At 52.5% G+C, this 25197-nt stretch carries 19 protein-coding genes, 1 tRNA gene and 5 pseudogenes; 9 read left to right on the top strand and 16 right to left on the bottom strand.

The genetic code is table 11. The features are described from left to right. Window positions 1-138: 138 nt before the first annotated feature. Window positions 139-438: a hypothetical protein gene (locus JCM25146_RS21915; RefSeq protein ID WP_148298962.1), complete on the top strand. Its 300-nt coding sequence runs from the start codon at window positions 139-141 to the stop codon at window positions 436-438. Further along, window positions 425-1627: an OprO/OprP family phosphate-selective porin gene (locus JCM25146_RS21205; RefSeq protein ID WP_081774744.1), complete on the top strand. Its 1203-nt coding sequence runs from the start codon at window positions 425-427 to the stop codon at window positions 1625-1627. The genes JCM25146_RS21915 and JCM25146_RS21205 overlap by 14 nt, the downstream gene beginning before the upstream one ends. Before the next feature lie 19 nt (window positions 1628-1646). Here the strand turns inward: JCM25146_RS21205 and JCM25146_RS03760 are convergent, their stop codons facing one another. The 4 genes from JCM25146_RS03760 to JCM25146_RS03745 form a co-directional block, all read right to left on the bottom strand. Beyond that, entirely contained in the window at window positions 1647-2909 is a 1263-nt protein-coding gene (locus JCM25146_RS03760; protein WP_035371932.1) for a Y-family DNA polymerase, read from the bottom strand. Next, window positions 2909-3292, bottom strand: coding sequence for a LexA family protein (locus JCM25146_RS03755; protein ID WP_025825994.1), 384 nt, complete (start codon window positions 3290-3292; stop codon window positions 2909-2911). The genes JCM25146_RS03760 and JCM25146_RS03755 overlap by 1 nt, the downstream gene beginning before the upstream one ends. A gap of 193 nt (window positions 3293-3485) precedes the next feature. Then, window positions 3486-3560, bottom strand: a tRNA-Val gene (locus JCM25146_RS03750). A 185-nt stretch (window positions 3561-3745) separates the two neighbouring features. Then, window positions 3746-4453 carry a response regulator transcription factor gene (locus JCM25146_RS03745; protein ID WP_025825992.1) on the bottom strand — a complete coding sequence of 236 codons (708 nt, stop codon included), beginning with the start codon at window positions 4451-4453 and terminating at the stop codon, window positions 3746-3748. Between the two features lie 147 nt (window positions 4454-4600). Between JCM25146_RS03745 and JCM25146_RS03740 the strand changes: the two genes are divergently transcribed. Next, a complete protein-coding gene (locus JCM25146_RS03740) occupies window positions 4601-5128 on the top strand; it encodes a L,D-transpeptidase family protein (protein ID WP_025825990.1) in 528 nt (175 codons plus the stop codon). On the opposite strand, the gene JCM25146_RS03735 is transcribed toward JCM25146_RS03740, so the two are convergent. From JCM25146_RS03735 to JCM25146_RS03715, 4 genes and pseudogenes are all read right to left on the bottom strand, one after another. Then, window positions 5125-6942: a cation:proton antiporter gene (locus tag JCM25146_RS03735; RefSeq protein ID WP_025825988.1), complete on the bottom strand. Its 1818-nt coding sequence runs from the start codon at window positions 6940-6942 to the stop codon at window positions 5125-5127. The genes JCM25146_RS03740 and JCM25146_RS03735 overlap by 4 nt on opposite strands. Before the next feature lie 132 nt (window positions 6943-7074). Then, a pseudogene (locus JCM25146_RS16985) lies at window positions 7075-8372 on the bottom strand (RsmB/NOP family class I SAM-dependent RNA methyltransferase). A gap of 9 nt (window positions 8373-8381) precedes the next feature. Continuing rightward, window positions 8382-9859: pseudogene (gene guaB, locus JCM25146_RS16980) on the bottom strand (IMP dehydrogenase). 199 nt (window positions 9860-10058) lie between these two features. Further along, complete coding sequence (locus JCM25146_RS03715) at window positions 10059-10268, bottom strand: hypothetical protein (RefSeq protein ID WP_025825986.1); 210 nt, start codon at window positions 10266-10268, stop codon at window positions 10059-10061. 190 nt (window positions 10269-10458) lie between these two features. On the opposite strand from JCM25146_RS03715, the gene JCM25146_RS24445 reads away from it, so the two are divergent. Further along, entirely contained in the window at window positions 10459-11655 is a 1197-nt protein-coding gene (locus JCM25146_RS24445) for an ABC transporter substrate-binding protein (protein WP_277909542.1), read from the top strand. Next, a complete protein-coding gene (locus JCM25146_RS24440) occupies window positions 11601-12149 on the top strand; it encodes an ABC transporter substrate-binding protein (protein ID WP_277909541.1) in 549 nt (182 codons plus the stop codon). The genes JCM25146_RS24445 and JCM25146_RS24440 overlap by 55 nt, the downstream gene beginning before the upstream one ends. A 10-nt stretch (window positions 12150-12159) precedes the next feature. On the opposite strand, the gene JCM25146_RS03705 is transcribed toward JCM25146_RS24440, so the two are convergent. Both JCM25146_RS03705 and JCM25146_RS03700 read right to left on the bottom strand, forming a co-directional pair. Continuing rightward, entirely contained in the window at window positions 12160-13236 is a 1077-nt protein-coding gene (locus JCM25146_RS03705; RefSeq protein ID WP_025825984.1) for a zinc-binding metallopeptidase family protein, read from the bottom strand. A 39-nt stretch (window positions 13237-13275) separates the two neighbouring features. After that, on the bottom strand, window positions 13276-14115 hold the full coding sequence (locus JCM25146_RS03700) for a transglutaminase family protein (RefSeq protein WP_025825982.1): 840 nt from the start codon (window positions 14113-14115) through the stop codon (window positions 13276-13278). Window positions 14116-14382: 267 nt separating this feature from the next. On the opposite strand from JCM25146_RS03700, the pseudogene JCM25146_RS16970 reads away from it, so the two are divergent. From JCM25146_RS16970 to JCM25146_RS16965, 4 genes and pseudogenes are all read left to right on the top strand, one after another. After that, window positions 14383-15853: pseudogene (locus tag JCM25146_RS16970) on the top strand (circularly permuted type 2 ATP-grasp protein). Further along, a complete protein-coding gene (locus JCM25146_RS03690; protein ID WP_081774743.1) occupies window positions 15835-16866 on the top strand; it encodes an alpha-E domain-containing protein in 1032 nt (343 codons plus the stop codon). Before JCM25146_RS16970 ends, JCM25146_RS03690 begins: the two are co-directional and overlap by 19 nt. A 53-nt stretch (window positions 16867-16919) precedes the next feature. Further along, window positions 16920-17504 (top strand): peroxiredoxin, encoded by a 585-nt coding sequence (locus JCM25146_RS03685; RefSeq protein WP_051543996.1) that lies wholly within the window; start codon window positions 16920-16922, stop codon window positions 17502-17504. 116 nt (window positions 17505-17620) lie between these two features. Further along, window positions 17621-18906 (top strand): annotated as a pseudogene (locus JCM25146_RS16965) (lactonase family protein). A gap of 48 nt (window positions 18907-18954) precedes the next feature. Here JCM25146_RS16965 and JCM25146_RS03675 read toward each other — a convergent pair. The 6 genes and pseudogenes from JCM25146_RS03675 to sodC all read right to left on the bottom strand — a co-directional run bounded on the left by JCM25146_RS03675 (window position 18955) and on the right by sodC (window position 25148). Continuing rightward, on the bottom strand, window positions 18955-19989 hold the full coding sequence (locus JCM25146_RS03675; protein ID WP_025825977.1) for a sulfate ABC transporter substrate-binding protein: 1035 nt from the start codon (window positions 19987-19989) through the stop codon (window positions 18955-18957). Between the two features lie 28 nt (window positions 19990-20017). Then, window positions 20018-21697, bottom strand: coding sequence for an OprO/OprP family phosphate-selective porin (locus JCM25146_RS03670; protein WP_025825975.1), 1680 nt, complete (start codon window positions 21695-21697; stop codon window positions 20018-20020). Between the two features lie 196 nt (window positions 21698-21893). After that, a complete protein-coding gene (locus JCM25146_RS03665) occupies window positions 21894-22103 on the bottom strand; it encodes a hypothetical protein (RefSeq protein ID WP_025825973.1) in 210 nt (69 codons plus the stop codon). A gap of 264 nt (window positions 22104-22367) precedes the next feature. Continuing rightward, on the bottom strand, window positions 22368-23348 hold the full coding sequence (locus JCM25146_RS03660; RefSeq protein WP_025825971.1) for an MBL fold metallo-hydrolase: 981 nt from the start codon (window positions 23346-23348) through the stop codon (window positions 22368-22370). Window positions 23349-23447: 99 nt separating this feature from the next. Then, a complete protein-coding gene (locus JCM25146_RS03655) occupies window positions 23448-24473 on the bottom strand; it encodes an MYG1 family protein (RefSeq protein ID WP_025825969.1) in 1026 nt (341 codons plus the stop codon). Between the two features lie 190 nt (window positions 24474-24663). Further along, window positions 24664-25148 (bottom strand): annotated as a pseudogene (gene sodC / locus JCM25146_RS16960) (superoxide dismutase[Cu-Zn]). Window positions 25149-25197: the final 49 nt, after the last annotated feature.

Below are 25197 nucleotides of genomic sequence, written 5' to 3'. Positions count from 1 at the left end.
TTATATCTACAGTATATTTTGTCATATTTCATGTATTATAATAACATAAAAAATATTTGTAATTTAAAATGGCTTTTTGTAACAAAAAAAACACGTTAGATAGTGTGAGCATATGGAAGCAAGTGAGGGTCTTACGTCATGTCATTACGAGTCAGATTTGATCCTGAGTATGTTGGAGAACAAATCGGACAATTATGTTTTGAAGAAAACCGTACTGTACAAGAATTAGATTCGTACTTAGCTGGCGCAGCTTATGCTGTATGTTTGTCTTTAGGAAAAGAAAAGCCTTGGAAACAAAAGGATTTTGTTAATATTGGGTTATCTATTGTTCGTTCTGGAACTAAAAAATACCTTGATCTTACAGAAAAAGATATGTTGATAAACTCAGTTCCGCAAGAAAATGATATGAAATATATGAAAAATTATGTGGAAAAATAAGAAATTTATTTTCTATATTCTGTTTGTTTCGAATTTTTCTTCTTCCGAGTCTTTTGCTAAAACTGTTAAAGACATTGTTGTGGGGAAAGTTATTATTCATCCTTTTGCTCAAGATCAGCTCGAGGTGGGTAGTAATATACGTGGCAGTCAACACTCTTCTCCATCTGCCAGTGGCCCTCACATCCGTAACGGGGTGCGAATTAATATAGCTAACCAGGTCAAGATTGGTGCCATTTGGGACTTTGGGCCGGCTCCTGGTGGACAAATGCGTCTATTTGAAGGTGCTGCAAGCTATACTGGTTTAAAACATTTTCAATTTTCTGTCGGGGTGTTTAATCCAAGTTTTGGACTGTCATCAATGCAGCCCAGAGGTGATAGCATTTTTCCTGAACGGGCAAGCGTTGCAACAATTACCCGTGGGCTTGCCGCCGGCGCAAATCGTCAGGCGGTGCAAGCGTTATTTTATGGAAATTACTATCATTTAGCTATTTCTGGAACGGCGGGGACAGCTGGCCCGGGAAAAGACGGGAATCAAAGAGCAATTGTTTTCAGATCTGTCATTCTACCGATACATACCCAATCATTTCTTATGCATATAGGCATATCAGGCGAGTGGGTTTTTCAGCCGTCTCATAAAAGTTCTATGGCAGGTGGTGTATCATTTTCAGATACACCTGAAAATGGTGATGGATTAAACGATAAATATATAAAGACAGGTAATATTCCAGCAAAAAATGCTGGTGCCTTCGGTTTAGAAGGGGCTGTTGCATGGAAGAAACTATTGCTAACCAGTGAATACTACAACTTAATTTTTAATACGAAGACAAACTCTAGAATAAACCGTCAAAATTTTTATGGATGGTATATTACTGCGGCATACACATTGGTTGGAAAACCGCGGGCATGGAAATCCACATCTGCAAGTTTCGCTTCTCCATCATGTGATCAGAAAATCTCAACCTTTTGTCATGGCACGGGAGTCATTGAACTGGCTACAAGGTTTTCTCAAATGGATTTAGAAAGCAGTGACGTATCTGGAGGAAGACAAAATATATGGAGTGCAAATATAAACTGGTATCCATTAGATATTATACGAGTTTCTTTGGATTACTCTCACACAAAATATTACGAGAAAGGGAATTATAAAGATTTTGATAGTATTTTATCAATGTTCCAAGTATATTTTTAATTGAAAACTATATTTATAATTAATAGCAATTTACTTCCATAATTTCTTTCAGCCTTGTCGTGTAACGCGCTGAAAGCATGGCCTGCCGTGGTTTCCAGTCCCGTTTGATACCTGCTGAGAGCGGAAAGAGTGTGCCGCTTCCAAATTTCTGGTTGATCCCATCCATGGCGGCCAGAAGGTTCTCATGAGCTGGTTTCGTGCTGGCCATGCTGAACAGGGTGCTTTGCTGCCCGTGGGGTGCCAGATCATTCAGCATGACGCCAGCTTTGGCGTAGCGGTACCCTTTGAGCCATATCTGTTTCAGCAGGCGGGACGCATGCCTGCAGATGGTAAAGGTATCGTTGGTCGGCTCGCAACTGATGCTGAACTGGTTGGCGTACCAGCCATCATCCCGCTTGTGCCGGTTGGTCTGGATGAACACAGCGATATGGGCTGCATCCAAGTCCTCGGCCCTGAGCTTCTCGGCCGCTCTGGTTGCAAAGCCGGTTATGGCCTCATGCATCTCATCATAGGTCGTAATGGGACGCCCAAAAGACCGGGTACAGGCCATGCCTTTCCGAGCCTCTGCCATTTCCGCTATCTGTAGGCAGCTTTCCCCTTGTAATTCAGCCTGAAGCCGTAACCCCGTAATGGCCATGATCTTGCGGATCTGCGCAGGTTTGGCCTCTACAAACTGCTCTATCGTGCGGATACCCGCATCGTGCAGTTTTGGGAGTAGCCTTCGACCCACGCCCCAAACCTCCCCCACGGAGACGTTGCGGTAAAATCTCTGGCGCATTTGTGGGTCTGTCAGGTCGCATAGCCCTTCCAGTTCCGGCCTGTCCTTGGCCAGCCCGTTGGCCAGCTTGGCAATGGTTTTGGTTGGCCCCCAGCCAACGCAGGTTGGTACCTTGGTGATCTGCTGGACAGCCTGACGCATGGCTCCACAATGGGCATGTAGGCTGTCTGAAAAACCGGACAGGTCGAGGAACATCTCATCAATGGAATACGGCTCCACTCTTGGGCTGTAATCCAGAAGAACCTGATAGACCCTGCGGCTCATATCCGCATAAAGCGGGTAGTTACTGGAGAACCAGCGCACGTCCGACAGCTTCCGCTCATTACGGACCAGATGCCACGCCTCCCCCATTTTGATGCCGAGCTGCTTGGCTTCTGCCGTGCGGGCAATGGCGCAGCCATCATTGTTGGACAGGACGACAACAGGTCGGTGCTTCAGGTCTGGGTCAAAGGCCCGCTGACAGGAGCAGTAGAAGCTGTTGCAGTCGATCAGGCCGTACAGCATCAGGCTTTCTCGCGCACCACACTGGCAACATTGGCCCAGATTTCCACATCCCGCGCAGGATCAACCTCAAGGGGTGGATGCGTGTTATCGCCTGACACAAGCCACCAGGCGTTGCCCCGCTTCTGCAATTCTGCCAGCAGTACACGCCCTGAAGCCCAGGCAATGACCAGTTGGCCTGCCTGGGGGGAGCCGGCTGTATCCGCTATGAGAATATCCCCGTCCAGAATGCCCCGCGCGGCGAAGGTCGCTCCGCGCACACGCACCGGGTAACGGCTGGGATTCGCCAGATCCAGAGTCTGGGAAAGGTCAATCGGTCCCTCAACAGAATCGGATGCCGGACTAGCAAATCCGGTCGTGCGATCCCCCGCATAGCGTGCATTCATCTGCTTCCCTCCGGCGAGAGAACATAATGAGAACGCGACACTCAAAGTCAATGAAAAAGTGGCACGGATTTGGCACGGATTGATGTGGTTTAATATGGGTCGATATGGTCCAATATGGACCGATATAAACCGATAGCGCGCTTATTATTTTGTGGATTGTTTTCTGTAACCCGCAGAAAACTAGGGCAAACCGTGGTGGGTGCGACAGGGATTGAACCTGTGACCCCCGCCGTGTGAAGGCGATGCTCTACCGCTGAGCTACGCACCCGGTTTGTGATGGCTAAATACATCTATTTTGGATGGTTTGGCAAGAGGCAAACCATCATTAAAATCAAAAAAATCAAATATTTTGTATATGAGACTTCATTGTCGGAATGAAGTCAGGTTCCGGCCCCATCGGCCTGACCAGCAACTACTATGCAGTATGTCTGTTCAGGCCGATGCGGGGCGTTTTCAGGCAAGCACTTCGGGGTTAAGCCGATAGCCACCGCCTTCGGTCACCAGCAAAGATGCATGGGCCGGATCGGGCTCGATTTTCTGCCGCAAGCGGTAAATGTGAGTTTCCAGCGTATGGGTTGTGACTGCGGCATTGTAGCCCCAGACCTCATTCAGCAGAACCTGACGTGGCACGGGGCGTGTTCCCGCGCGGTACAGAAACTTCAGAATGGCTGTTTCTTTTTCCGTCAACCGGATACGGCGGTTTTTAACGGGTTCTAGCAACAGCTTGGCAGAGGGGCGGAAGGTATACGGCCCGATCGAAAAGACCGCGTCCTCGCTGTTTTCAAACAGGCGTAACTGCGCACGCAGCCGAGCAAGAAGCTCCGCAATACGGAATGGCTTTGCGACGTAGTCGTTCGCGCCTGCATCCAGCCCGCGTACAATGTCTGCTTCGTCATCCGAGCCGGTCAGCATGATAACCGGCATACGCAGGCCTTCCTTGCGTAATTCAACGCAAAAATCCCGACCATCACCGTCCGGTAATGAGACATCAAGCAAGATGGCATCACACCGGGCATCCGGGCCCTTCATTTTTTCGCGTGCTTCGGCAAGAGTTGCGGCTTCCAGAACCAGAAACTCGCCATCCACCTGCAACTGTTCCGTCAAAGCGCTGCGGATGACCTGATCGTCGTCAACAACCAAAATGGGGCGTGCACCCGTCATGTGGTTCCATCTCCTTGTGTCAGCCGTATAAGTATGTGGCTGCCTGACCTATTCTTTTGCTACCGTGCCACGAAACATCACGCAACGTAAGAACCGACATGATACGTGAGCCGCATGGCAGGCCATGAACAGAGGCAGGATTGTTAAATGATAATACACGTGTGGCCTGCATCTGACAGCCATAGCGATGCAAAACTGCATTGCGGGCAAACAATAATGTCAGCCGTCATTGGCAAAAATGGCGTGACCAGCCGCAAGCGCGAAGGCGACATGTGCACGCCGGTCGGCCATTTCACTCTCAGAAAAGTGTATTATCGTGCCGATCGGGTCGAGCCCCCACAGACCTGTCTGCCGCTTGCGCCCATCACGTCACAGGATGGGTGGTGCGATGACCCCGGCTCCGAGCTTTATAATCATTTTCTGATACACCCCCACCCTGCCCGGCACGAGATGCTGTGGAGAGAGGACGCAGTTTACAACATTGTGGTGGTCATAGGTTATAACGATTCACCCGCAGTGCCGGGTAAAGGTTCTGCCATTTTCATGCATCTGCAACGTCCAGACCTGACTCCTACAGAAGGATGTGTGGCCCTGAGCGAGCACGACCTGCTGGAGGTTCTGGCGTCTGGTGCCACAGCCATAACCATCCATGCCGCAGCAGATACTCCGGGTTAGGATGCCTGCCCGGTTGCGGGAGGAGGCATGAGGCCAATAGCGACCAGGCCAGGCCAGAAGGGAGGAGCCGCATCATCTTCCAAAGAGACTACGGTAATGGCAGCACCTTTCTGGATGACCAGAAAAATCAGGAAGTCACTGTTTTCCATAAGCAGACGTTCCTTGTTTTCTTCGGTAACGTCCTTGGCAACAAAGCGCCAGCCCTGTTTGATGAGTGTTTCCAGTAGAGTAAAATTCCACCCGGGCTGACCAAGCACCTTCCCCCGTGCATCGCGGCTGAGCCCTCGGTACTGATCCAGCCGGGCAATGCCGGGGCTAACCTGATAAACACGCTGGTGCCCGAAATGAGGGGCCAGATGTGCACAGACCAGCCCGTTGTAAATGGCGTCTGGTGTGGCGGCGATCAGGTAATCCGCCGGACGCTCCTCCAGACTTTCAGCTCCTTCTTCGGAGAGAACTTCTGCGCACAAAACGGGCACTCCTGCGTTTTGTGCGTTTTTCAGGTCTTTCGCGGAACTGTCTACCAGCAGTACGGGCGCGCCCACATCGTGCACGATCTGTGCCAGTTGGCTGGACCAGTCACTGGCACCGACAATAGCGAGTGCAGGCTGGTTGGAGAGAGTTAAATGCAGTTTGCGACCCAGCGGAATAAGAGAAAAACCATGGAGAATCATGGTTGAGGCAATCACGGCAAAAACTGCTGGCATGACCAGACCTGCTCCGGGGTAGCCTGCGTCTTCCAGCCTTACGCCTGCAATACCAGCAACGGCTGCGGCAACAATGCCGCGGGGGGCAATCCAGCCGACAAAGAACCGCTCCCGCCAACTCAGGCTGGACCCCATGGTGGCCAAGCCGATGCCCAAAGGACGCACCAGAAACAGGACCGCCAGAGTAAGCCCACCAATTGACCAGGAAATGCTGGCGAGCTCATGGCGTTGCAGGTCTGCTGCCAAAAGCACAAACAGAACAGAAACAATCAGCACAACCAGCGCTTCCTTCATACGCTGGAGTTCACCCATGCCGGGAATGCGCAGGTTGGCCAGCCCCATGCCAAAGACGGTGGATGCAATCAGCCCTGCACCGTCCATGCTCAGTGTGCCCACCACATACAGCATGAGGGCAAGCGTAATGAAGAGTGGCATCTTCATGATTTCGGGCAGTAGATCACGTACACAGACCCAGCGGACACACCACGCTGTTCCCACGCCAAGACCAATCATCAGAATGGCACTAATGAGCATATGGGGAATGATCGCGGTAAAGAACGTACCCGATCCTTCTCCCGGGTGCATCAGTAGGACCTCAAGCACCAAAGTGGCCAGAATGGCACCAACCGGGTCGTTTAAAATGGCTTCCCAGCGTAAAAAAGCGGCAATGCGGGGTTTGAGTTTGGCGTGCCGCAAAAGTGGCAGCACCACTGTTGGGCCAGTGACAACCACGATGGAGCCAAACAGGAAAGCAGGCCCCCAGCCCATACCGCCAATATAATGGGCTGCCAGACCACCGAGTAGAAAGTTGATGGGAAGAGCAACCAGCGTCAGACGCAGGACCCCTTCCCCCGCCTCTTTGAGTTGGCGGAAATCAAGCGCCAGCCCCCCTTCAAAGACGATGAGGGCCACTGCAAGGGAGACAAGAGGATGAAAGGCCGAGCCGATCATTTCTGACGGGTGCATAATCTGCAACACCGGCCCATAAAGCAGGCCCAGCGAAAAGAGCAGAACAATCGCGGGTAACCGAAAGCGCCATGCCGTCCATTGCGCGAGCATACTGCCACCCAGCACAAAGAAGACGAAAAGAATTACACTATCGGTCATGCGGGTCTATCTCGTGGTCAGATGTGATCCATGTTCTTTTGTGCGCAAGGCAGAAAGGCATGGCAGTTATACATCAAACCATGAGGATAGACCGCATGGAAACCTGAAAAACGCTTTGTTTACGGAAAATGATTAGCTTTGTGGCAGGTTGCGTTCCAGAACCGCGGCAAAAAAACCATCTGTTTCATCCCGTGCCGGTGTCAGGCTGATCATGGACTGATCGCGCAGGCTGTCGGGTAATGATGCCGACCCGGATGGCACAAGAGAAAAATCGGGGTGGCGGGTCAGGAACTGCTCTACCTGCCTGCATTTTCAGCCCGGAGCAGAGAACAGGTTGCGTAGATCATGCGCCCACCCGGCTTAACCAGATTGGCGGCACGGTCCATGATGGCTGCCTGCTTGACCAGCAACTCCTCCAGATCGACCTGCGTGGTACGAAAACGCGCATCCGGGTTACGGCGCCACGTGCCAGTACCGCTGCATGGTGCATCCACCAGCACACGGTCAAAAGAAGCCGCGCGTCGTTTGGCCCATTTATCACCTTCGGTCAGCAGGTGGCGCTCCACATTGTGCACACCGGCCCTGCGCAGTCTTTTCACTGCCCCTTCCAGCCGAACGACAGAAACATCGCAGGCAACAATATGGCCTTTGTTTTCCATCATCATGGCCAAGGCAAGTGTTTTGCCCCCTGCGCCAGCGCAGTAATCCAGCACGCGCATGCTGGGATCGACCCCTGCCATGGCCGCGACGAGCTGGCTGCCTTCATCCTGAATTTCGACCAGCCCATCCCGAAAAGGCTTGCTGGCTGTTACGGGCTGACGCCCTTCAAGCCTGAGGCCCCATGGGGAGAGTTTTGTCTCTTCCGCATGCAGCCCCTCACGCGCAAGCGCATGCATGGCCTCAGAGCGGGTGGTGCGAAGCATGTTGATCCGCAGGTCCAGCGATGCAGGGTCCGCCATGGCCTGTATTTCGGCTTCGAGGTTATCGCCGAATGTTTCTTCCAACCGTGGGAGCAGCCAGTCTGGCACCTCCAGCCGGACTGCGCGCGGCATGTCATCACACGCAAGATTTTTATCGACCAGTGCTTCCAGCACACCCCGTTCGGCGTCACTGAGTGCACCTGCGGCAAAACGTCCTCCGCCGTAGATAGAGACCAGCTTTTCCATGGGGGTGCGGTCAAACACCAATTGGGCACCGGCGAGCATGCGGGGGCTGGCGGCACTTCCGTTCTGCTCCAGCCACCACCCCAGTCTGCGCCAGTTGCGCATGATGTCCCACACAAGGCCGGAAATAGCACGCCGGTCGCCGCCGCCAATATAGCGTCTTTCCCTGAAAAAGCTGTTGGCAACGGCATCCGCAGGTTTGCGTGGTGCCGCCTCCATAGCCACCAGCAGGTCAATGCTGGCGGCAAGTCTGGCAGTAGGTGTCATAAAAGCTGATCAGTCCTGACGGTAATTGGGAGCTTCACGCGTAATGGAGACGTCGTGCACATGGCTTTCACGTAGGCCAGCGCCGGTAATACGGCGGAACTTGGCGCGCACCTGAAGATCACTGATCTCACGCGAGCCGGTATAACCCATCCCGGCTTTTAACCCACCGACAAGCTGATGAATCACAGCGGCCATACCGCCTTTGTACGGCACGCGCCCTTCGATCCCTTCGGGCACGAGCTTGAGGGTATCCTTGACTTCCTGCTGGAAGTAGCGGTCAGCTGAGCCACGCGCCATGCGCCAAGGCTGCCCATTCCCCGATAGGATTTGTAGGAACGACCCTGATACAGGAACACTTCGCCCGGTGCTTCTTCCGTGCCAGCCAGCAAGGAGCCGATCATCACCACGTCTGCCCCGGCCCCAATGGCCTTGACAATATCCCCCGAGGTGCGGATACCACCATCTGCAATGCAGGGCACGTCCATCTCTTTACAGGCCAGAGATGTTTCCAGAATAGCAGAAAACTGCGGGACGCCCACACCGGCAACAATGCGCGTGGTGCAGATTGACCCCGGACCAATGCCGATTTTAACGCAATCAGCCCCGGCGGACACAAGAGCCCGCGCGGCTTCTGGCGTTGCAACGTTACCGGCAATGACCTGAATATCCTCATCCAGCGCCTTCAGCCGTTCCACAGCGGCCAGCACACCAGCAGAGTGACCATGCGCGGTATCCACCACCAGCACGTCCACTCCGGCATCAATCAGCAATTTGGCACGGTTAAACCCGTCATCCCCCACGCCGGTTGCGGCAGCGCACCGCAGGCGGCCCATGCTGTCTTTGATGGCCAGAGGGTGTGCAACCGCCTTGTCCATATCCTTTACGGTAATAATACCAACGCAGCGGTCTGCATCGTCCACAACCAGCAGTTTTTCAATGCGGTGTTTGTGCAGCAGTTGGCGGGCCGTATCCGGATCAACGCCGTTTTTAACCGTGACCAGACGGTCCTTGGTCATAAGCTCGGAAACACGCTGTGTGGGGTCCACCGCAAAGCGGGCATCGCGGTTGGTCAGGATGCCGACCAGCTTCTGGGTGCCGGGCTGGACAACAGGCAGGCCACTGATGCCGTGACGGTGCATGATCTCACGCACCTCAGCCAGTGTCTGGTCCGGACCGACGGTAACGGGGTTGACCACCATGCCTGACTCAAATCGCTTGACCCGGCGTACGTGCTCGGCCTGCTCTTCGGGGTTGAGGTTTTTGTGAATAACGCCAAGGCCACCCTGCTGCGCCATGGCAATAGCCATGCGTTCTTCGGTGACCGTGTCCATGGCGGAGGAAATCAGGGGGATGTTAAGCTCAATGGAGCGCGTGAGGTGTGTACGCACCATCGTCTGGCCTGGCACGACATCGGAAGCGGCCGGGACGACCAGAACATCGTCAAACGCCAGCGCTTCAGTAACACGGCTGTAGGGGGAGGAAGTCATGCAGCGGGCACCCTTGCTGAATTACAACGTGGCGGGTTAACCCAGTAGCAAAGCCTTGCCTCAGGTCACCCGACCTTTGGCGCTTCCTCTTATGACTTTGGTCGGGTAAACGCAAGCACTCAAGCGCATTATTGCCCATGTTTTTTATGAAAGTGTTTTTTCAATATAGAATTATAGCGGGATAAACGCCTTAAGCAAATCATTCACACCCGGCATTGTTCCTGAGCCTGCGTGGCTTCTGTCGCACAAAAGCGACCTTCCTTGCGCAGGCCACCAGCACGGTACCCTCAGCATTTTCTTCCCGCTCCCATGCACTCAGCAATGTCATGCGCCACCTTTCCCGAATAGCTTCGCGCCAACGGTCGGGGGTTTGCGCCTGTGCAGTTGGCACCACCTGATGAACAGACATGTTCGCCTCCTCTTGCTGTGCTACCCACCCTATACGTAAAGCGCACGGCTCGGGTGTGACCGTTTTATGATCTGTCTTTGCTTTTCCCGCTGCTATCATCACCCGTCATGCCCGGACTGGAAAACCGCCAACTTAGGTGTGGGAATATTTCCACTTTGAACGTGGAGAGAAAGCGCGGCATACTGGGTGCATGATCCATCGCCTGCCATTTATTCTGTCCTGTTCTGCTATGCTTGGCTTGATGCTGAATTTTGCGATCGCAGCGCAGGCCGGAGAGGCTCCGGCCGATGGGCATGCAGGGGGTACGTTGCGCATTCTGGCGCAAAGTGATTCAGGCACACTTGACCCGCAGATATCCTATACCGCCCTGACTAAAATGATTGAAACACCTGTTTATGATACCCTGCTGGCATACCCAAAATTCGCTGGGGCAACTGCGCATCCCGTGATTGCCAATCTGGCCGAGGCTGTTCCCGCGCCAGAAGACGGGGGGCGTACTTACCGGCTGACCCTGCGCGACGGGTTGTTTTTCTCCAACGGCAAGCCTGTAACAGTTGAGGATGTGGCGGCATCCTTCCGGCGTCTGTTCAAGGTTGGCAGTCCAACTGCCGGGCCATATTACGGGGCCATTATTGGCGCACAGGCCTGCCTGGAAAAGCCAGCAGCGTGCACATTGGCCGGTGGGGTGGAAACCAATGCGCAGACACGGCAGGTTACATTCCACCTCAGCACTCCCGATCCCGAGTTTCTGGACCGTCTAGCATGGATGCATGCAGCCATTTTGCCAGCAGACACACCTGCGACCGATATGGGCAATACGTCCATAGCTGGTACTGGGCCTTATCGTATTGCGGAATATGACCCGACGACAATGTTGCGCCTGGAGCGAAACCCTTTTTTCCATGAATGGTCGCATGATGCGCAGCCCGCCGCGTATTCTGACGAAGTGCGTATTTTGTTTGGTATGGATGCCGAATCAGCCGTAACCGCCGTGGAAAATGGGCAGGCCGACTGGATGTATGACAATATTCCCCTCGACCGTCTGGGAGAAGTCGGTGGGCGCTATGCTGGACAGGTGCGGATATTCACGCCACTTCTGTCCTACTTTGCCATGCTGAACGTGCATGAACCCCCTTTTACCTCTCTTAAAGTGCGTCAGGCGTTGAATTATGCGGTAAACCGGCATGCCATGATTATTTATCGTGGGGGCCTGCTGTTGCTTCTCCTCTATGCCAGATTTTGCCCAGCGGTATGCCCGAGTATCAACCATTCTGTTTTTACACTCTGGGGGCATCGCCTACGCACCCTGCGGAAAAATGGGTCAAGCCCGACATGGATGCCGCCCGGCGCTTGGTTAAAGAAAGCGGGATGGCAGGGCAAAAAGTGACTATTATTGTACCATCCGAACAACACGGAAGCGCCACTGCGGAAGACATACGTTATACTCTGGACACACTTGGATTCAAGGCAACAGTACGCAGTATTAGCCCGGCCATAGCCTTTACTTACATCCAGAACACTCGGAACCATTATCAGATTGCCCTTGCCGGGTGGAATGCGGATTATCCCTCGGCCTCCAGCTTCCTGCAAACTCTGTTCTCGTGCGAGACGTTCCACCCCAACTCTGACAATTCCCCCAATTACTCAGGGTTCTGTGACCCACAAATTGACCAGTTGATGCACAAGGCCGCCACGCTGGCGCTGACGGACAGATCTGCCAGCAATCACGTTTGGGCTGATGTTGACCGGCAGATCATGCAGCAGGCCCCTTTTGTACCCCTGACCCAGACACAACGCGTTGTCATGTTCTCCCGCCGGGCAAAAAACATTGTCGTCACCTTGAACGATGAAATCCTCTATTCTCAAATCCAGCTCCACTAAAACTGCTAGATTAATCCCCAGTTCGCTGCACCTCGCGCACAATGTCATGAACAAATCGCAGCTTTGCGCGGACCCCCGTGGTCAGGACAAAAGGATAAAAGTCGGCTAACCCCATGGAGCGGTTGAGGCTGTTCACTGCGTAGGTCAGGGGTAGCCATGCCCGAATGATCTCATCAAACGGCATATGTAGGTAGGGATCACGCCCAGAGGCAGGAATGGCTTGTGCATTATTAGGGGGGGCGCCAATGGTCATGTCGTAGGACAAGGCTGTTTCGAATGTGGAGACAATATGAAAGTAATGCGCCCAGGTTTCTGCAAAATCCTCCCATGGGTGGGACATGGCATAATGGCTGACATAATTTTCACGCCAGTTATCTGGTGGCAGACGCGCATAATGGTTTTGTAAAGCGGCCTGATAATCCAGTCGCTCATCACCAAATACCGCACGACACCGCTCCAGTCGGCCGCCATCGCGGATGAGCATGTTCCAGTAATAATGCCCTATTTCGTGCCGGAAATGCCCAAGGAGCGTGCGGTAGTACTCGCCCATTTTCACGCGCATGCGTTCGCGGTATGCGTCATCTGCCTCCTTGGCAGCTATGGTAATCACGCCATGGCTATGCCCTGTCATGATTGGGAGGCAGCCATCGGCTGAATCATCCAGAAAGTCAAAGACAAGCCCCTCTTGCGGGTCCTGCTGACGGGTTTTAACAGGCAGTTTCAGTCGTAAAATGGTATAAAAAAGGCGGTGTTTGGCATTTTCCAGCTTGCGCCAGCGTTCCATGTTCCCCGGTATGTTCAGGTTGGGTATTACCCGATTGAACTGACAAGCAAAACAAAACGCGCCTGTATCCTGTGCGCTGGGGCTCATCCAGTTACATACGTCATAAGCATGGTTGGCACAGAAGACGTGGTTTTCCGCGCTATTATTACACCCCACCGCGCGCCAGGCTCCCTGCCCTACTGGCACGAGTGCCGCAAGATTTGCCGTTTCGGGCATATAGCCCAGTGGAGAGTTACACTGGTCACAGCGGGTATTTTCAAAAAAAAGTAGTTGTCCGCAAGACTGGCAGGTAAAGCGCTTCATCCCGCCCTCTCCTTGTCTGTTCAGCGGTTCTTACGGGTCTTATGTAAACAGGCGTTCAACCTGCATGGATACATCAAATGTTGCCTCGCAGCGGTCCAGTAGGCCAGACACAGGTGCTGCATTTTCCGGCATGGCAGCAACAGCCAGAGGAATATGTCCTTCACACGCCAGTAGTCCAGAGGTCGTGTCAAACCCCATCCAGCCCCGCTGGGGTATAAAAATCTGGGTCCATGCATGCAGATCCCCAGTAAGAAGCTCTGCTCCTTCGGCCGTTGGAGCACTTTGAATAAGATAACCAGATACAAATCTGGCAGCATATCCCCTGCACCGCGCCATATTGACAAAGAGCCAAGCGCTGTCGCGGCAGGAGCCGGTACCGTTGCGTAATGTTTGCTCTGGAGACCAAATGCCCGGTTCCAGACGTCGCTGATACGCAACCCGGCTGGCAATGGCCTCATTAAGGGCCATCATGTCCTCCAGCGCGTCTTCCCCCGCGCTTTTGGGGCAGTCGGCCAGAAAATCCATAACTTCCGGTGCACAATCCGCTTGGTTCAGGTAATGCGCCAAAGGTAAGTCCTCACATGCATCATCTGAAGAGGTTTGGAGTAATGGGTCGTAGACCGTCATATCCGCGACCAGAGAGACTTCGATATCAAAATGCGTCAGACGGTTGGAAAAGCCGACACAAGCTACATCATTACCGCAGGAATCACGCTCCCAGCGGAGCTGACTCCCCTTGGGGCTGATGTGTAGCCCGTAGGATTCAATGGGCGTGCGGCTGGCTTGCATGGGACGTAGGCGGATGGTCTGTGGCCCCATGCTCACAGGGCGGTCATAACGGTAGCAGGTCCGATGCAGAAGCGTGACGTGTGAACTCATCAGAAATACGGTCCTGCCCTTTTTGTGACCTAACGCACTGCACGGCTGATATCTGTTGTGGTATCAGAACAATAATTTAGTGCAAAACCATAGCACTCTCTGCACCGCGTGCAAGGGACCCATGCAGGTTTGTCCAAACAAAATGCGAGCACGTATTTTGTGCTTGGCAAACGCTCTGAATCCTGCTCCGTTAATGCATAATCGAAACGTTTTGGCGCGCGGAACCTGTCTCCAGATTCAGTCCACCACGCCAGATGGGAGGCCTTTATGACGAATGCTTTACACCTTGCCCCTCCCCCAACGCATGGATTGCTGGACGACTACATTACTTCCCGATTTTTTTGCGAACTGATGAACCGCAAACGCCCGCCCCTCCCATTATTGACTGCATCAAAAAACGGCTTTCAACACTACAGATACAGGAACTCCAGAACCGTACAGCATCTGCTGAAGCTCAGCTTTATAGAATGGGTATTACCTTTACCGTTTATACTGACCGCGAGGCTATTGATCGTATTTTGCCGTTTGATGCCATTCCCCGTATTATTACCGGGGATGAATGGCAGCATATCGAGCGTGGTGTTCAGCAACGTATTCGGGCCATCAATCTTTTTTTGCATGATATTTACCATGACCGGCATATCCTGAATGATGGTGTGGTCCCAGCCGAACTGGTGCTGCAAAATGCCAATTACTGCCCGGCTATGGTCGGGCTGGATGTTCCCGGCGGAGTGTACGTTCATATTAATGGCACCGACCTTATTCGTGACCAGCAAGGCCGTTTTTTGGTGCTGGAGGATAATGCCCGCACACCCTCCGGTGTATCCTACGTTATAGAAAACAGGCATATGATGCTCAGGCTCATGCCTGATCTGGCATCAGGGCTACCAATCCGATCTGTTGAGGAATACGGACCACGGCTGCACAATGCACTGTGTGAGGTTGCGCCGGAAGGGTTGATGACCCGCAGGTTGTTCTCCTTTCCCCCGGAATTTACAATTCCGCATATTTTGAACATGTTTTTTTATCGCGGGAGATGGGTGTTCCTCTGGTGGAAGGTAAAGATCTGTTTGTGCATGACCATAAGGTGTTCATGCGTACGGTCATGGGGCCAAAACCAGTTCACGCCATCTACCGACGTCTTAATGACGAATTTCTGGACCCTCTTGCATTCAATGCGGATAGCCTGCTTGGTGTACCCGGACTTGTAGAAGCGTATCGCCGCGGCAATGTCACGCTGGCCAACGCACTGGGTACGGGCGTTGCGGATGACAAGGCCGTTTATGCCTATATGCCGCGCATTATCCGTTATTACCTTAATGAAGACCCCATACTGGACAGCGTGGAAACCCATATATGTGCTGAACCGGAAGGGCTGGCCTATACTTTGGAAAACCTCGATAAGCTGGTTGTTAAACCCGTGGGTGAGTCGGGCGGATATGGGCTGCTTATAGGCCCACAGGCAACTCGGGCCGAGCTGGATGACTTTGCCCGGAAATTACAGGACAATCCTGCCAACTATATCAGCCAACCCACAATTGGCCTGTCTGTAACGCCAACACTGTGCGGTAACTCGGTGGAAGCGCGCCACGTTGACCTCAGACCTTTTGCTGTAACCGGGCGGTCCGTATGGGTTCTGCCTGGTGGTTTGTCGCGTGTTGCCCTGCGCAAGGGTTCTCTGGTGGTCAATTCGTCCCAAGGGGGCGGCTCCAAAGATACATGGGTCATGGCATCATGATGATCGTTTCCCCCACTCCTCTCCTGTCCCGTTATGCGGAATGTATGATGTGGTTGGCGCGCTATATGGAGCGCATGGAAAATCTGGCCCGACTTCTGGAAGTTACGGAAACATTTGTCCGTAATGCGGAAGGGCAGACCGCTTGGGATTCCATTCTGGCGATCAACTCGGACGAGTGCTTATTCGAGCAGCTTCATACCTCTGCGCAGCATGCTGAAATTGTACCGTTTTACGTAACAGAAAGCCGCAACCCGTCCTCGCTGGTTTCGCTCGCTCAGGCTGTGCGCGAAAATGCGCGGGCCTTACGTCCTCTTGTGTCCATTGAATTGTGGACGCAGCTTAATGTTTTTTCACGCAATTTGCTCAATCTCAAAAACGGAGACATGACAGAGCATAACCTTGCTGAGTTGTGCACACGTGTTCGGCAGGACTGCCAAACTCATTTTGGTATTGCCGAAGGCACACTCTACCGCGATCAGGCATGGCTGTTTTACCGGCTTGGCAAAGCACTGGAACGGAGTGACCAGATTACGCGACTGATTGATATTCGCTACCATATGCTTCTCCCCCGCTCCGAAGCGCCGGGGTCAGATATTGATCTGACGCAGTGGACATCTGTCCTGCGTTCGGCCGCTGCGTACCATGCTTTCCGGCGCTTGCGCCCTGTAACACTGACTCCGGCCAATATTGTTGGTTTTTTGCTTAAAAATGATGGTTTCCCACGTTCGCTCAGTACAAATTTACGACAGATAGATGAGACGCTGGCCTTACTGGCAGTTCATGATAACCTGCGTCAGATTTGTTCGCCCTTGCGGGAATGTGTGGCAGAACTCCGCGCAAGCTTACAGGACCAGACTGCGGAAGAGATTATTATCCGTGGTCTGCATGATTATATGAGTTGGATACAAAACCAGATCAGCCATTTACAAAACGCCATAGCAGCAACATTCTGGCCTGCACCTGTTTATCCCGATGTTGCCTCAACAGCTATGGCAGATCAGGAGCAGAGTTAAATCAGGGCAGGCTGAGAACTGCCGTTGGAATGCATGGGCGGAGCACAGACATCATGATTGGAAAACTCTTTTATCCAAAAGTTTTCATACCTGTTTTGGCCGCCGGTTTTTGCATAACCAGCCTGCCCTCTCTGAGCCGACCGGCTTGTGCGGCTTTGGCTGAGGGGGCAAAAGCACCAAATTTTACACTTGAAGGAGCGCTAGCGGGGAAAAGCATGACCTTTTCCCTAAGGGCCGCTTTGTCTAAAGGCCCAGTCGTTCTTTATTTTTTTCCAGCCGCCTTCACGGCAGGTTGCACACAGGAGGCACATGATTTTGCTGCGGCAGCAGATCAGTTCAAAGCTCAGGGCGCAACATTGGTGGGTATAACGGCTGGTAACACCGACAGGGTTGCCGAGTTTTCAAAAGTTGAATGTCGGGACCGTTTTGCTGTGCTGGCTGACCCTGGGGCTCTTACGGCTGTGTTGTATCACTCGGTCAATACCGCGCATCAGACTTTGCTTTCGCAGCGCACGTCTTATGTTATCGCGCCTGATGGCACTATTTTGCTGAGCTTTACCAGCAATAATCCAGAGCAGCACGTAACAGAAACTCTGGATGCTTTAAAAAAGTGGCATAACAATACAACGCAGAAATAACACTTTTCTGCCCAAAAGGTCATGCTGCATATGGGTCGCTCAATGCTCAGCTCCAATAGATATTGGAAAAATGCGCGTGACCTCTTACTATAAGCCCCATGAAGCATAAACAGAACATGATTAGCCGCCGGATTTTTGGCTTTTCGCTTGTGGGTATTGGTCTGTCGTCTTCCTTTGACAAAGTGCTGGCCGACAGCGCGCCACCGCCTGCGCCCATTCCCAAGGCCGCTTTGCCTCGGGCTAACCCGGATAAGGCGGCAAAAAAATCGGGACCACGCATTCTATGCTATGTTGGTGGTTATACCCGTTCCGGTCCGGCTGAAAGTAATGCCACAGGTATTACGCTGTTTGAAATGAATGCCCAAAATGGCATTCTAACGCAGTTGGGGCATGTAACTCCTGCAGATAACCCGTCTTTTCTGGCCTTGTCGCCTGACCAGAACACTTTGTACACAGTAAACGAAATGAGTGATTTTGAAGGCGGCCATACGGGCTCCGTTACAGCTTCAGGGTTGACCGCCACACAGGTGTTCTTACAAAACTAAATGTCATGAGTAGCGGTGGAGCGGACCCGGCACATCTAAGTGTCCATCCATCCGGGCGATATCTGTTTATTGCCAATTATACTGGTGGCAGTGCTGCTGTTATGCGCATCCAGCCAGATGGCAGTCTGGGCCTACTGACTGATCTTGTGCATAACACCGGGCCTAAAATGCCTGAGCGGGCAGCAGATAATCCTCCCGGTAATTATGCGGTCAGCGATCATTCAGCCTCTCATGTGCATATGGTTCAGTCAGATGTAAGCGGAAAATTTGTTCTGGCCTGTGATGCTGGGCTGGACAGGGTTTATGTGTGGTCGTTTGATATGCAGAGCGGCACCTTAAAACCTGCAGCAAAACCATGGTTGGCCATGGAGCCTGGCTCTGCTCCCCGTCATTTCTGCTTTAGCCATGATGGAAAAGTTATTTACATTCTGGGTGAGCAGGACTCTCGTGTTGTTGTGGCTGATTATGACGTCCAGACAGGGGGCATGCAGGTTAAACAGACAGCATCAACAGTGACAGCCCAGTTCCGCGGCAGCACACTTGCGGCTGAAATTATTTTGCATCCAAATGGCAAATTTTTATATGTGACCAACAGGCTGGGTAATGCCATAGCCTGCTTTAAGGTGCATGAAGATGGTTCCATTACCTTGTTTGATGAGGTCTGGGCACATGCAGATTATGGACGCGCGTTAAGCTTTGACCCGTCTGGTCAGTTCGTATTTGTGGCCAATCAGCGCAGTGATTGCATTACGTCTTTTCATGTTAATGCGGACACAGGGTCACTCGAATTTACATGGCATTTTGTGCCCATAGGCACGCCAACATCCTTTGTATTTACCGTTCTTGATTCTGAATAAACACAAATAAAAAACGCCGCACCATTAGGTGCGGCGCATGAGCCTGTTTTACTTGTAGAGGCTGTCAAAAACGCCGCCGTCGGAAAAATGCTCTTTTTGCAACGTGGTCCAGCCGCCAAGGCTTTTAACATCAAATGTGTCCACTTTGGGGAACAATGCTTTGCTTTCTTCCAGAATGGCAGGGTCAACCGGGCGGAAGTAATGCTTTACACCAATTCTCTGGCCTTCGGGGGTGAACAGAAAATCCAGATATGCTTTGGCGACTTCTTCTGTGCCATGAGCTTTAACGTTTTTGTCCACCACCGAAGCCGGGGGCTCTGCCAGAATGGTCTGGGAGGGAACAACAATTTCAAATTTGTCTGGCCCTATATCCCGCGCAGCGAGCAGGGCTTCGTCCTCCCATGCCAGTAGCACGTCGCCCAGATTACGCTGTACAAAGCTGTTTGTCGCACCTCTGGCACCCGTATCCAGCACAGGCACGTGCTTGAACAGGTTTTTAAGGTAAGCTTTGGCTGTTTCTGGCGTACCATCTTTCTGATGCAGCGCCCAACCCCATGCAGCAAGATAGTTCCAACGTGCCCCGCCCGAGGTTTTGGGGTTGGGAGTAATGACCTGCACCCCATCACGGATCAGATCGGGCCAGTCATGAATGTTCTTGGGATTACCCTTGCGGACCAAAAACACAATGGTGCTGGTGTATGGTGTTGCATTGTGAGGCAGTCGGCTCTGCCAATCTGCCGCGATCAGGCCATGCTGGGCCAGCAGATCAATATCATAAGCCAGTCCAAGGGTTACGACATCTGCCGGAGCCCCTTCAAGCACGGAGCGTGCCTGCGCACCCGAACCACCATGCGCGGACTTGACGCTCACGGTATCCGCAGGGTGTTCCTTGTGCCATTGGGCGCCAAATGCCTTGTTTACATCGGCATAAAGTTCACGCGTTGGATCATAGGACACATTCAGCAGATGATAAGATTCTGCGTAGCTGGCCGAAGCCTGAAGCCCGACAAGAAGAGAAGCACCCAAAACAGCCGTTGTTTTAAGAACGGCGCGGCGGATCTGAGAAAAGCTATTCTGTTTCATAAGCCTGTTCCTTGATAATACCATCAAATTAGAAAGCGGCCTGCACACGACCGACAACCGCATTGCCACTCCGTCCCAGCAGGTCCGTGCTGACACCTGCTGCGCTTGAAACACTGAAATGCGTGTAATCAAGCATGATTTTAATGTGCTGGTTGGGGTACCAGTTCAGCCCACCTTGCCAGACAGTCTGTTTATTCCCAGCCGTTTTGCCGTCAGCTGCCACAAGGGTGCCAGCGCTGTTAATCGTGGCACCTGATGTGCGCAGGTCTGTTACGCTCCAACGCCCGCTGATTTCCAGCGCTCCCCAGTGTCCTTTTGCCGGGTCAAAGTCATATTCGACGCCAGGGGTCGTAAAGGCACCGATTTTTTCATTATATCCTCGTCCATGGCCGAGGAGTGTATAGTTGGCAGCCACGTACCAGCCATCGAAGTTGAGGGATGGCAGGGTCGCATTCCCTGCGACGTTATCATGCTGCACACCAATGTGATAATATTCACCCTTGAGCAGGAATTTTTTATACCGGAAGCCAAACTGTGGCCCCGCTGCCCAGACCTGGGAAATATTGGTTAAGGCACCAGATGTCAGCAACTGGGTTTCGCCCAGCGGCACCTCGGGGTTGTCCTTCAGTCCCGTATAATTTCTGCCACTGCTTGTCTGGTTGACCTTAAAGGCTGCTGTTGCACCAACACCAACATGCACATCAATATTCTTGGACACATAAGGCCGACCTGTGGCTCGGAACACACCGCCTGTCTGGCTGTCTGTGATTGAGGTTGTGTTGGTGCGATCACCATACTTCTGTCCGGTAAAATATCCCGCAACCAGCCAGCGTTTTTCGTAATGTTCACCACCAACACTAAACCGCCCAACACCACCGGCAATGTTGCGCACCAGATCAACAATAGTCGGGCGTTCCAAAAACTCAAACGCACCGGAGCGCTCTGCGCTGTCTTCTTCCATACGTGGCTGAAAATACCCGACAGTCAGGGTGGTGTTATGCAATCCCGTGTAGTTCAGGTTGGCCTCGAAAAGGCTTACGTTACCATCACTGTTATTAGCACCAAAGTCTGGCGTTACGTTAACAACCCAGTCTTTATAGCGCCAGGATAGATAAAGGCGAAGACGACGGGCATTTTCGGTAAATTTGTTAAAATTCCCTGCTGTTTCATGTCCACGCTGGCCAACGCCCATAAAGCCACCAAAATCTTCCTGCGCCAGAAGACCAATGGAAAAAGCATAGGCTTTATCGTCAGACGCAATGGTTGGGCGACCTTTGGGGAACCCGATCTTGATTCCGCCCACATCCACACTTTCGTCCCGAGCAGAAGCGGCCTTGAATGCACCCCATGACTGTACGGGGCTTTCCGGCAGGGCTATGCGGCTTTCGTTGGGGCTACGCGGCCCAGTGCGCGCAGGCACCACCGGGTCTTCCCTGAACCGGGGCTGAGCATCATCCTCATTCCCGGCTATCAGCGTATGGGGCTTACGGGTAACCCTATGGCTTTGCTGTGCTGAGGCATGTTCATATTTGTCGACACGCGCCTGCAGACGATGGATTTCTCCCATCATCTCACGATGCATTGCGGCAATTTCGCGCCTTAGGGCTGCATTTTCAGCGTCTGATGATGCAGCCATGGCGACGGAAGGCAAAAAAAGGCTAGAAACCGTTGTTGTTAACAGAATACTCGCCCGGACAGACACAGCCATAAGTTCCCCCAGAACTTAAAATTTTCATTTGGACATACTTTAATTCGACAAAACAGAATACCTTGTTTTGGAATCGCATCATTCAAAACATGAGAAACACACCATTATCCAAATTTACCTAAAGAGCACATGAAATGGTTATGGGAAAAGCACGGCGTATACCGCAGGCACAGAGCTTGCGGAACGCACCACCTGCTCAGGCTATGTTCTGGTTATACTGTTCAAGAGTGGTTTTGAATTTACGGATAACAGAAGTCCGCAGGTCCTGCCCGCTGGGATAGCGCTTGTTATGCAGGCTTTGAACGCTTTCATGGGCAGCATAAAAGCGACGGGTACGGCGGTCTTCTTCAAGAATAATCGCACCAACAAACGTGCCATTGATTTCAATAATACGTGATTCAAACATCATTTTAATCCTTCTGGGCAATATCTGACCCAGAAGGCAATTAAACCCACTGGTCAGGTGTTGGTATTGGCAACATCACTACATCGGCCAAGCCGACACATTCGACCAAACGGGTTTGACATCTTGCTAAGTTCCTTGCTTGCCACGCTGTTAACGTGTGGTTTTGTATCACCCATATTTCCACGCTAGTCAATTATATAATTCTGAAAATCGTTGTTTTTTTATATCACGATAAATGTTGTTATTTATGCCCGGATATCCTGATCAGGCAAATGGATAAACCCCTCCCGGTTCAGCCGCCTTGAACTGATCCAAACTGCATTTTTCTGCCAGAAGTGCAGCCATAAGGGCTTCTTTGGGGGCTTGTATGGCCTCGTCTGTCAGCTGAAATGTGCCCCAATGAACACCCAGCGCCTGCGTGGCATGTATGTCCTTATATATTCGCACGGCTTCGTGTGGATTAACGTGCTGCCCGGACATAAACCAGCGCGGTTCGTATGCACCTATGGGAATCAGGGCGACGTCCGGCGCGCCATACCGGGTGTGGAGATCGCGGAAGATCGCTCCATCCCCATAGGCTGTATCTCCCGCAAACCAGAGTTTTTGTTCTGGTGTATCCAGCCAAAAGCCAGCCCACAGGGCCATGCGCCTATCAAAAATGCCTCTGGCAGACCAATGGTATGCTGGTGTCAACGTAACTTTGAGTGTCGTATTGACCTCCACCTGATCGTGCCAGTCTCCTGTTATGATCCGTGCGTGAGGCAGAATTTTTCTGATAATATGATCGTTCCCCAACGGTACAATTATCAGCGGATCATGGCTCGCATGAAGGCGCTGGAGCGTTGTGCGATCAAGGTGATCATAATGGTTATGACTGATGAGAATAACATCAATGGGGGGAAGGTGCTCAAAATCCACGCCCGGAGCAGTAACCCGCCTTGGGCCTGCCCATGCCACGGGACTAGCCCGCTCTGACCAGACAGGGTCGGTCAGAACGTTCACCCCTGCCAGTTGAATAAGCACAGTTGCATGACCAACCATGGTGACACGCAGCCCAGCTACATTTTTTTCTGGTACAACAGAGTTAATAGCCACGGATGTTGGCCATTGTGCGGGCTGGGAAGTCCTCCGCCATTGCCAGATGTCGCGTAAAGAGCGATCGGTGGACACCTGATCGGGGTTAAAAAACCGAGACCCGTTAAAATGGTCGGTAACAGGTCCGGTGTAGTAGCGGTTACGGGTCATGCTCAGCTTTACTATTGCTCAGGCGCTAAATGCCGGGAGGAGAACAACAACGGCATTCCATAGCATTTAAAGCCTGAGGCAGGAGGAGCGCGTAATAGCTTAGCCTTGTTGCTTTAGGGCCGCATCAATTTCCAGCGCGCGTTTTGCCATGGTCAAAGCGCCTTCCCGGCTGGCTGCCCCACAAATAAAACGCGCAGGATGGGCGAATACTGCATCACTGACACCACACGCTTCGGCCAGTTTTGCCCCATCCAGCCCAGCCCACGCTTCTGGCAGGGAGATGCGTTGACCAAAAGCTCCACGTTCTGGTGGCACAGCTTTGACATTCCATTGCCCTCCCCCCGTAGGAGAGACAACATAAATTACAGGCAGGTCATGCTCGAAAATAACTTTTTCGGTGGGCATGCCCGTGTCCATAAGCAGAATACGTTTATCTTCTGCCGCAGCGTAAGAAGAGAGAACGCGATCCATGGCCTTTAAGCTGGCACGGACACGGTCAATGGTGTTGACCAGATGGGAAGCAACCGCAGTGGCTGCATTGGCGAAACCCAATGTTTCACGCCGTTTGGCTTCTTCTGGTCCGTGGAGCTCTGCCGTATCCCACGGCGGACTGCAAGCGGAGACAATATCAGCTAAAGACAATTTGCCCATTTTGGCGACGCCGTTGTCATCCTGATCGATTGGCACGACCAATGATTTGTCAATGCTCTGCCAGATTGCTGCAATCGTAGCGTCATCAACCTGTGTTCTAACAAGGTTGCGCACGGCAGCCTTCCCATAGTCTTTCCACAGCAGTCCTGCTGCACTGTATGGGGTGCCATCATCGCGCAGGGGCTTGTTTTTCATATGATGGTCGTAACGCCCCTTGGTGGGGTCATAAATGCCACCGACGTCAAAAACGATATCTGCGGCCTGAATTTGCTCAGGGTTGCGGGAGCGATAGAATTTCAGGCAGTCATCTGATGTGCCATCAAGAATACGGGCACGCAAATCTCCCATCGGGGCAAGCGCATAATGCAACACAACGTAACCCAGTGTCTCGTCAACATGGAAGTTGCCCGAGTGGGTCAAGGCCGTTGTGGTTGTGGCCTCATGACCAAGGCCGATAGGGGTGTATTCTGACATTATGACTACCTGCAAAACTGAAGATACGCGTTTGTAAGCCTTCTCATGCCGCACAGCCTGACATGAGACAACCGACTTCCTTCGGATATATGAGGGGAGCGTGTATTTTTCTTGACCTCAGTGGGCCTGACCACCGCCATGTAAGGCGGCAGACCCACTGAGGCTCATGCTTGCTAGGTATGTGCAGTTATTATTTGATGACCGCGCAGGCCACACGGTCCCCTGCCCCACCAATAGGCTGGCTTTGATAATCGTCAGGGTGGGCGTGGATGACAAGCGAAGAGCCATCCGCATCAAGCAATGCAGGTTTCCCCTTCCCTGCCTTGAGGGACACGAGGGGTGAGAACAGTTCGACCGTAGCGGTGCCGTCTGGCCCGACGAACACATTGGTCAAATCGCCTGCATCGTTCGCATTTGCGTTGAGCAGACCGTGAACGACCGGTGTGCTGGCATGGACATGTGGCCCTGCACTTGTAAATTTGGGGGCATCACATGCTGCTTTCTCGTGGAAATGCATGCCATGCCAGCCGGTGTCAGGCCTTTTGCCTCCACCCTTAGGATAACGCCTTTAGGGGCATCGGTAATCGTGACTGTGCCATGGGTTGCTCCATCTGTACCGACAAGGGTGCTAGAAGCCGTGTCGGCCGCATGTGCCAGAGACGGAAGCAAAGCCATTGCGCATGAGAGGAGAACAAAACGCTTGCTGCGAGCTATAACCACTGTG

Source organism: Acetobacter okinawensis JCM 25146 (assembly GCF_000613865.1).
Taxonomy (GTDB): domain Bacteria; phylum Pseudomonadota; class Alphaproteobacteria; order Acetobacterales; family Acetobacteraceae; genus Acetobacter; species Acetobacter okinawensis.
The sequence above is the reverse complement of the archived record's forward strand: the minus strand, read 5'-3'. Positions and strand labels throughout refer to the sequence as shown.

What these genes read in the sequence shown, in the direction of transcription:
- JCM25146_RS21915 (WP_148298962.1), top strand. Translation starts at nt 139, where the DNA reads ATGTCATTACGAGTCAGATTTGATCCTGAGTATGTTGGAGAACAAATC.
- JCM25146_RS21205 (WP_081774744.1), top strand. Translation starts at nt 425, where the DNA reads ATGTGGAAAAATAAGAAATTTATTTTCTATATTCTGTTTGTTTCGAAT.
- JCM25146_RS03760 (WP_035371932.1), bottom strand. Translation starts at nt 2,909, where the DNA reads ATGCTGTACGGCCTGATCGACTGCAACAGCTTCTACTGCTCCTGTCAG.
- JCM25146_RS03755 (WP_025825994.1), bottom strand. Translation starts at nt 3,292, where the DNA reads ATGAATGCACGCTATGCGGGGGATCGCACGACCGGATTTGCTAGTCCG.
- JCM25146_RS03745 (WP_025825992.1), bottom strand. Translation starts at nt 4,453, where the DNA reads ATGACGGGTGCACGCCCCATTTTGGTTGTTGACGACGATCAGGTCATC.
- JCM25146_RS03740 (WP_025825990.1), top strand. Translation starts at nt 4,601, where the DNA reads ATGATAATACACGTGTGGCCTGCATCTGACAGCCATAGCGATGCAAAA.
- JCM25146_RS03735 (WP_025825988.1), bottom strand. Translation starts at nt 6,942, where the DNA reads ATGACCGATAGTGTAATTCTTTTCGTCTTCTTTGTGCTGGGTGGCAGT.
- JCM25146_RS03715 (WP_025825986.1), bottom strand. Translation starts at nt 10,268, where the DNA reads ATGTCTGTTCATCAGGTGGTGCCAACTGCACAGGCGCAAACCCCCGAC.
- JCM25146_RS24445 (WP_277909542.1), top strand. Translation starts at nt 10,459, where the DNA reads ATGATCCATCGCCTGCCATTTATTCTGTCCTGTTCTGCTATGCTTGGC.
- JCM25146_RS24440 (WP_277909541.1), top strand. Translation starts at nt 11,601, where the DNA reads ATGGATGCCGCCCGGCGCTTGGTTAAAGAAAGCGGGATGGCAGGGCAA.
- JCM25146_RS03705 (WP_025825984.1), bottom strand. Translation starts at nt 13,236, where the DNA reads ATGAAGCGCTTTACCTGCCAGTCTTGCGGACAACTACTTTTTTTTGAA.
- JCM25146_RS03700 (WP_025825982.1), bottom strand. Translation starts at nt 14,115, where the DNA reads ATGAGTTCACACGTCACGCTTCTGCATCGGACCTGCTACCGTTATGAC.
- JCM25146_RS03690 (WP_081774743.1), top strand. Translation starts at nt 15,835, where the DNA reads ATGGGTCATGGCATCATGATGATCGTTTCCCCCACTCCTCTCCTGTCC.
- JCM25146_RS03685 (WP_051543996.1), top strand. Translation starts at nt 16,920, where the DNA reads ATGATTGGAAAACTCTTTTATCCAAAAGTTTTCATACCTGTTTTGGCC.
- JCM25146_RS03675 (WP_025825977.1), bottom strand. Translation starts at nt 19,989, where the DNA reads ATGAAACAGAATAGCTTTTCTCAGATCCGCCGCGCCGTTCTTAAAACA.
- JCM25146_RS03670 (WP_025825975.1), bottom strand. Translation starts at nt 21,697, where the DNA reads ATGGCTGTGTCTGTCCGGGCGAGTATTCTGTTAACAACAACGGTTTCT.
- JCM25146_RS03665 (WP_025825973.1), bottom strand. Translation starts at nt 22,103, where the DNA reads ATGTTTGAATCACGTATTATTGAAATCAATGGCACGTTTGTTGGTGCG.
- JCM25146_RS03660 (WP_025825971.1), bottom strand. Translation starts at nt 23,348, where the DNA reads ATGACCCGTAACCGCTACTACACCGGACCTGTTACCGACCATTTTAAC.
- JCM25146_RS03655 (WP_025825969.1), bottom strand. Translation starts at nt 24,473, where the DNA reads ATGTCAGAATACACCCCTATCGGCCTTGGTCATGAGGCCACAACCACA.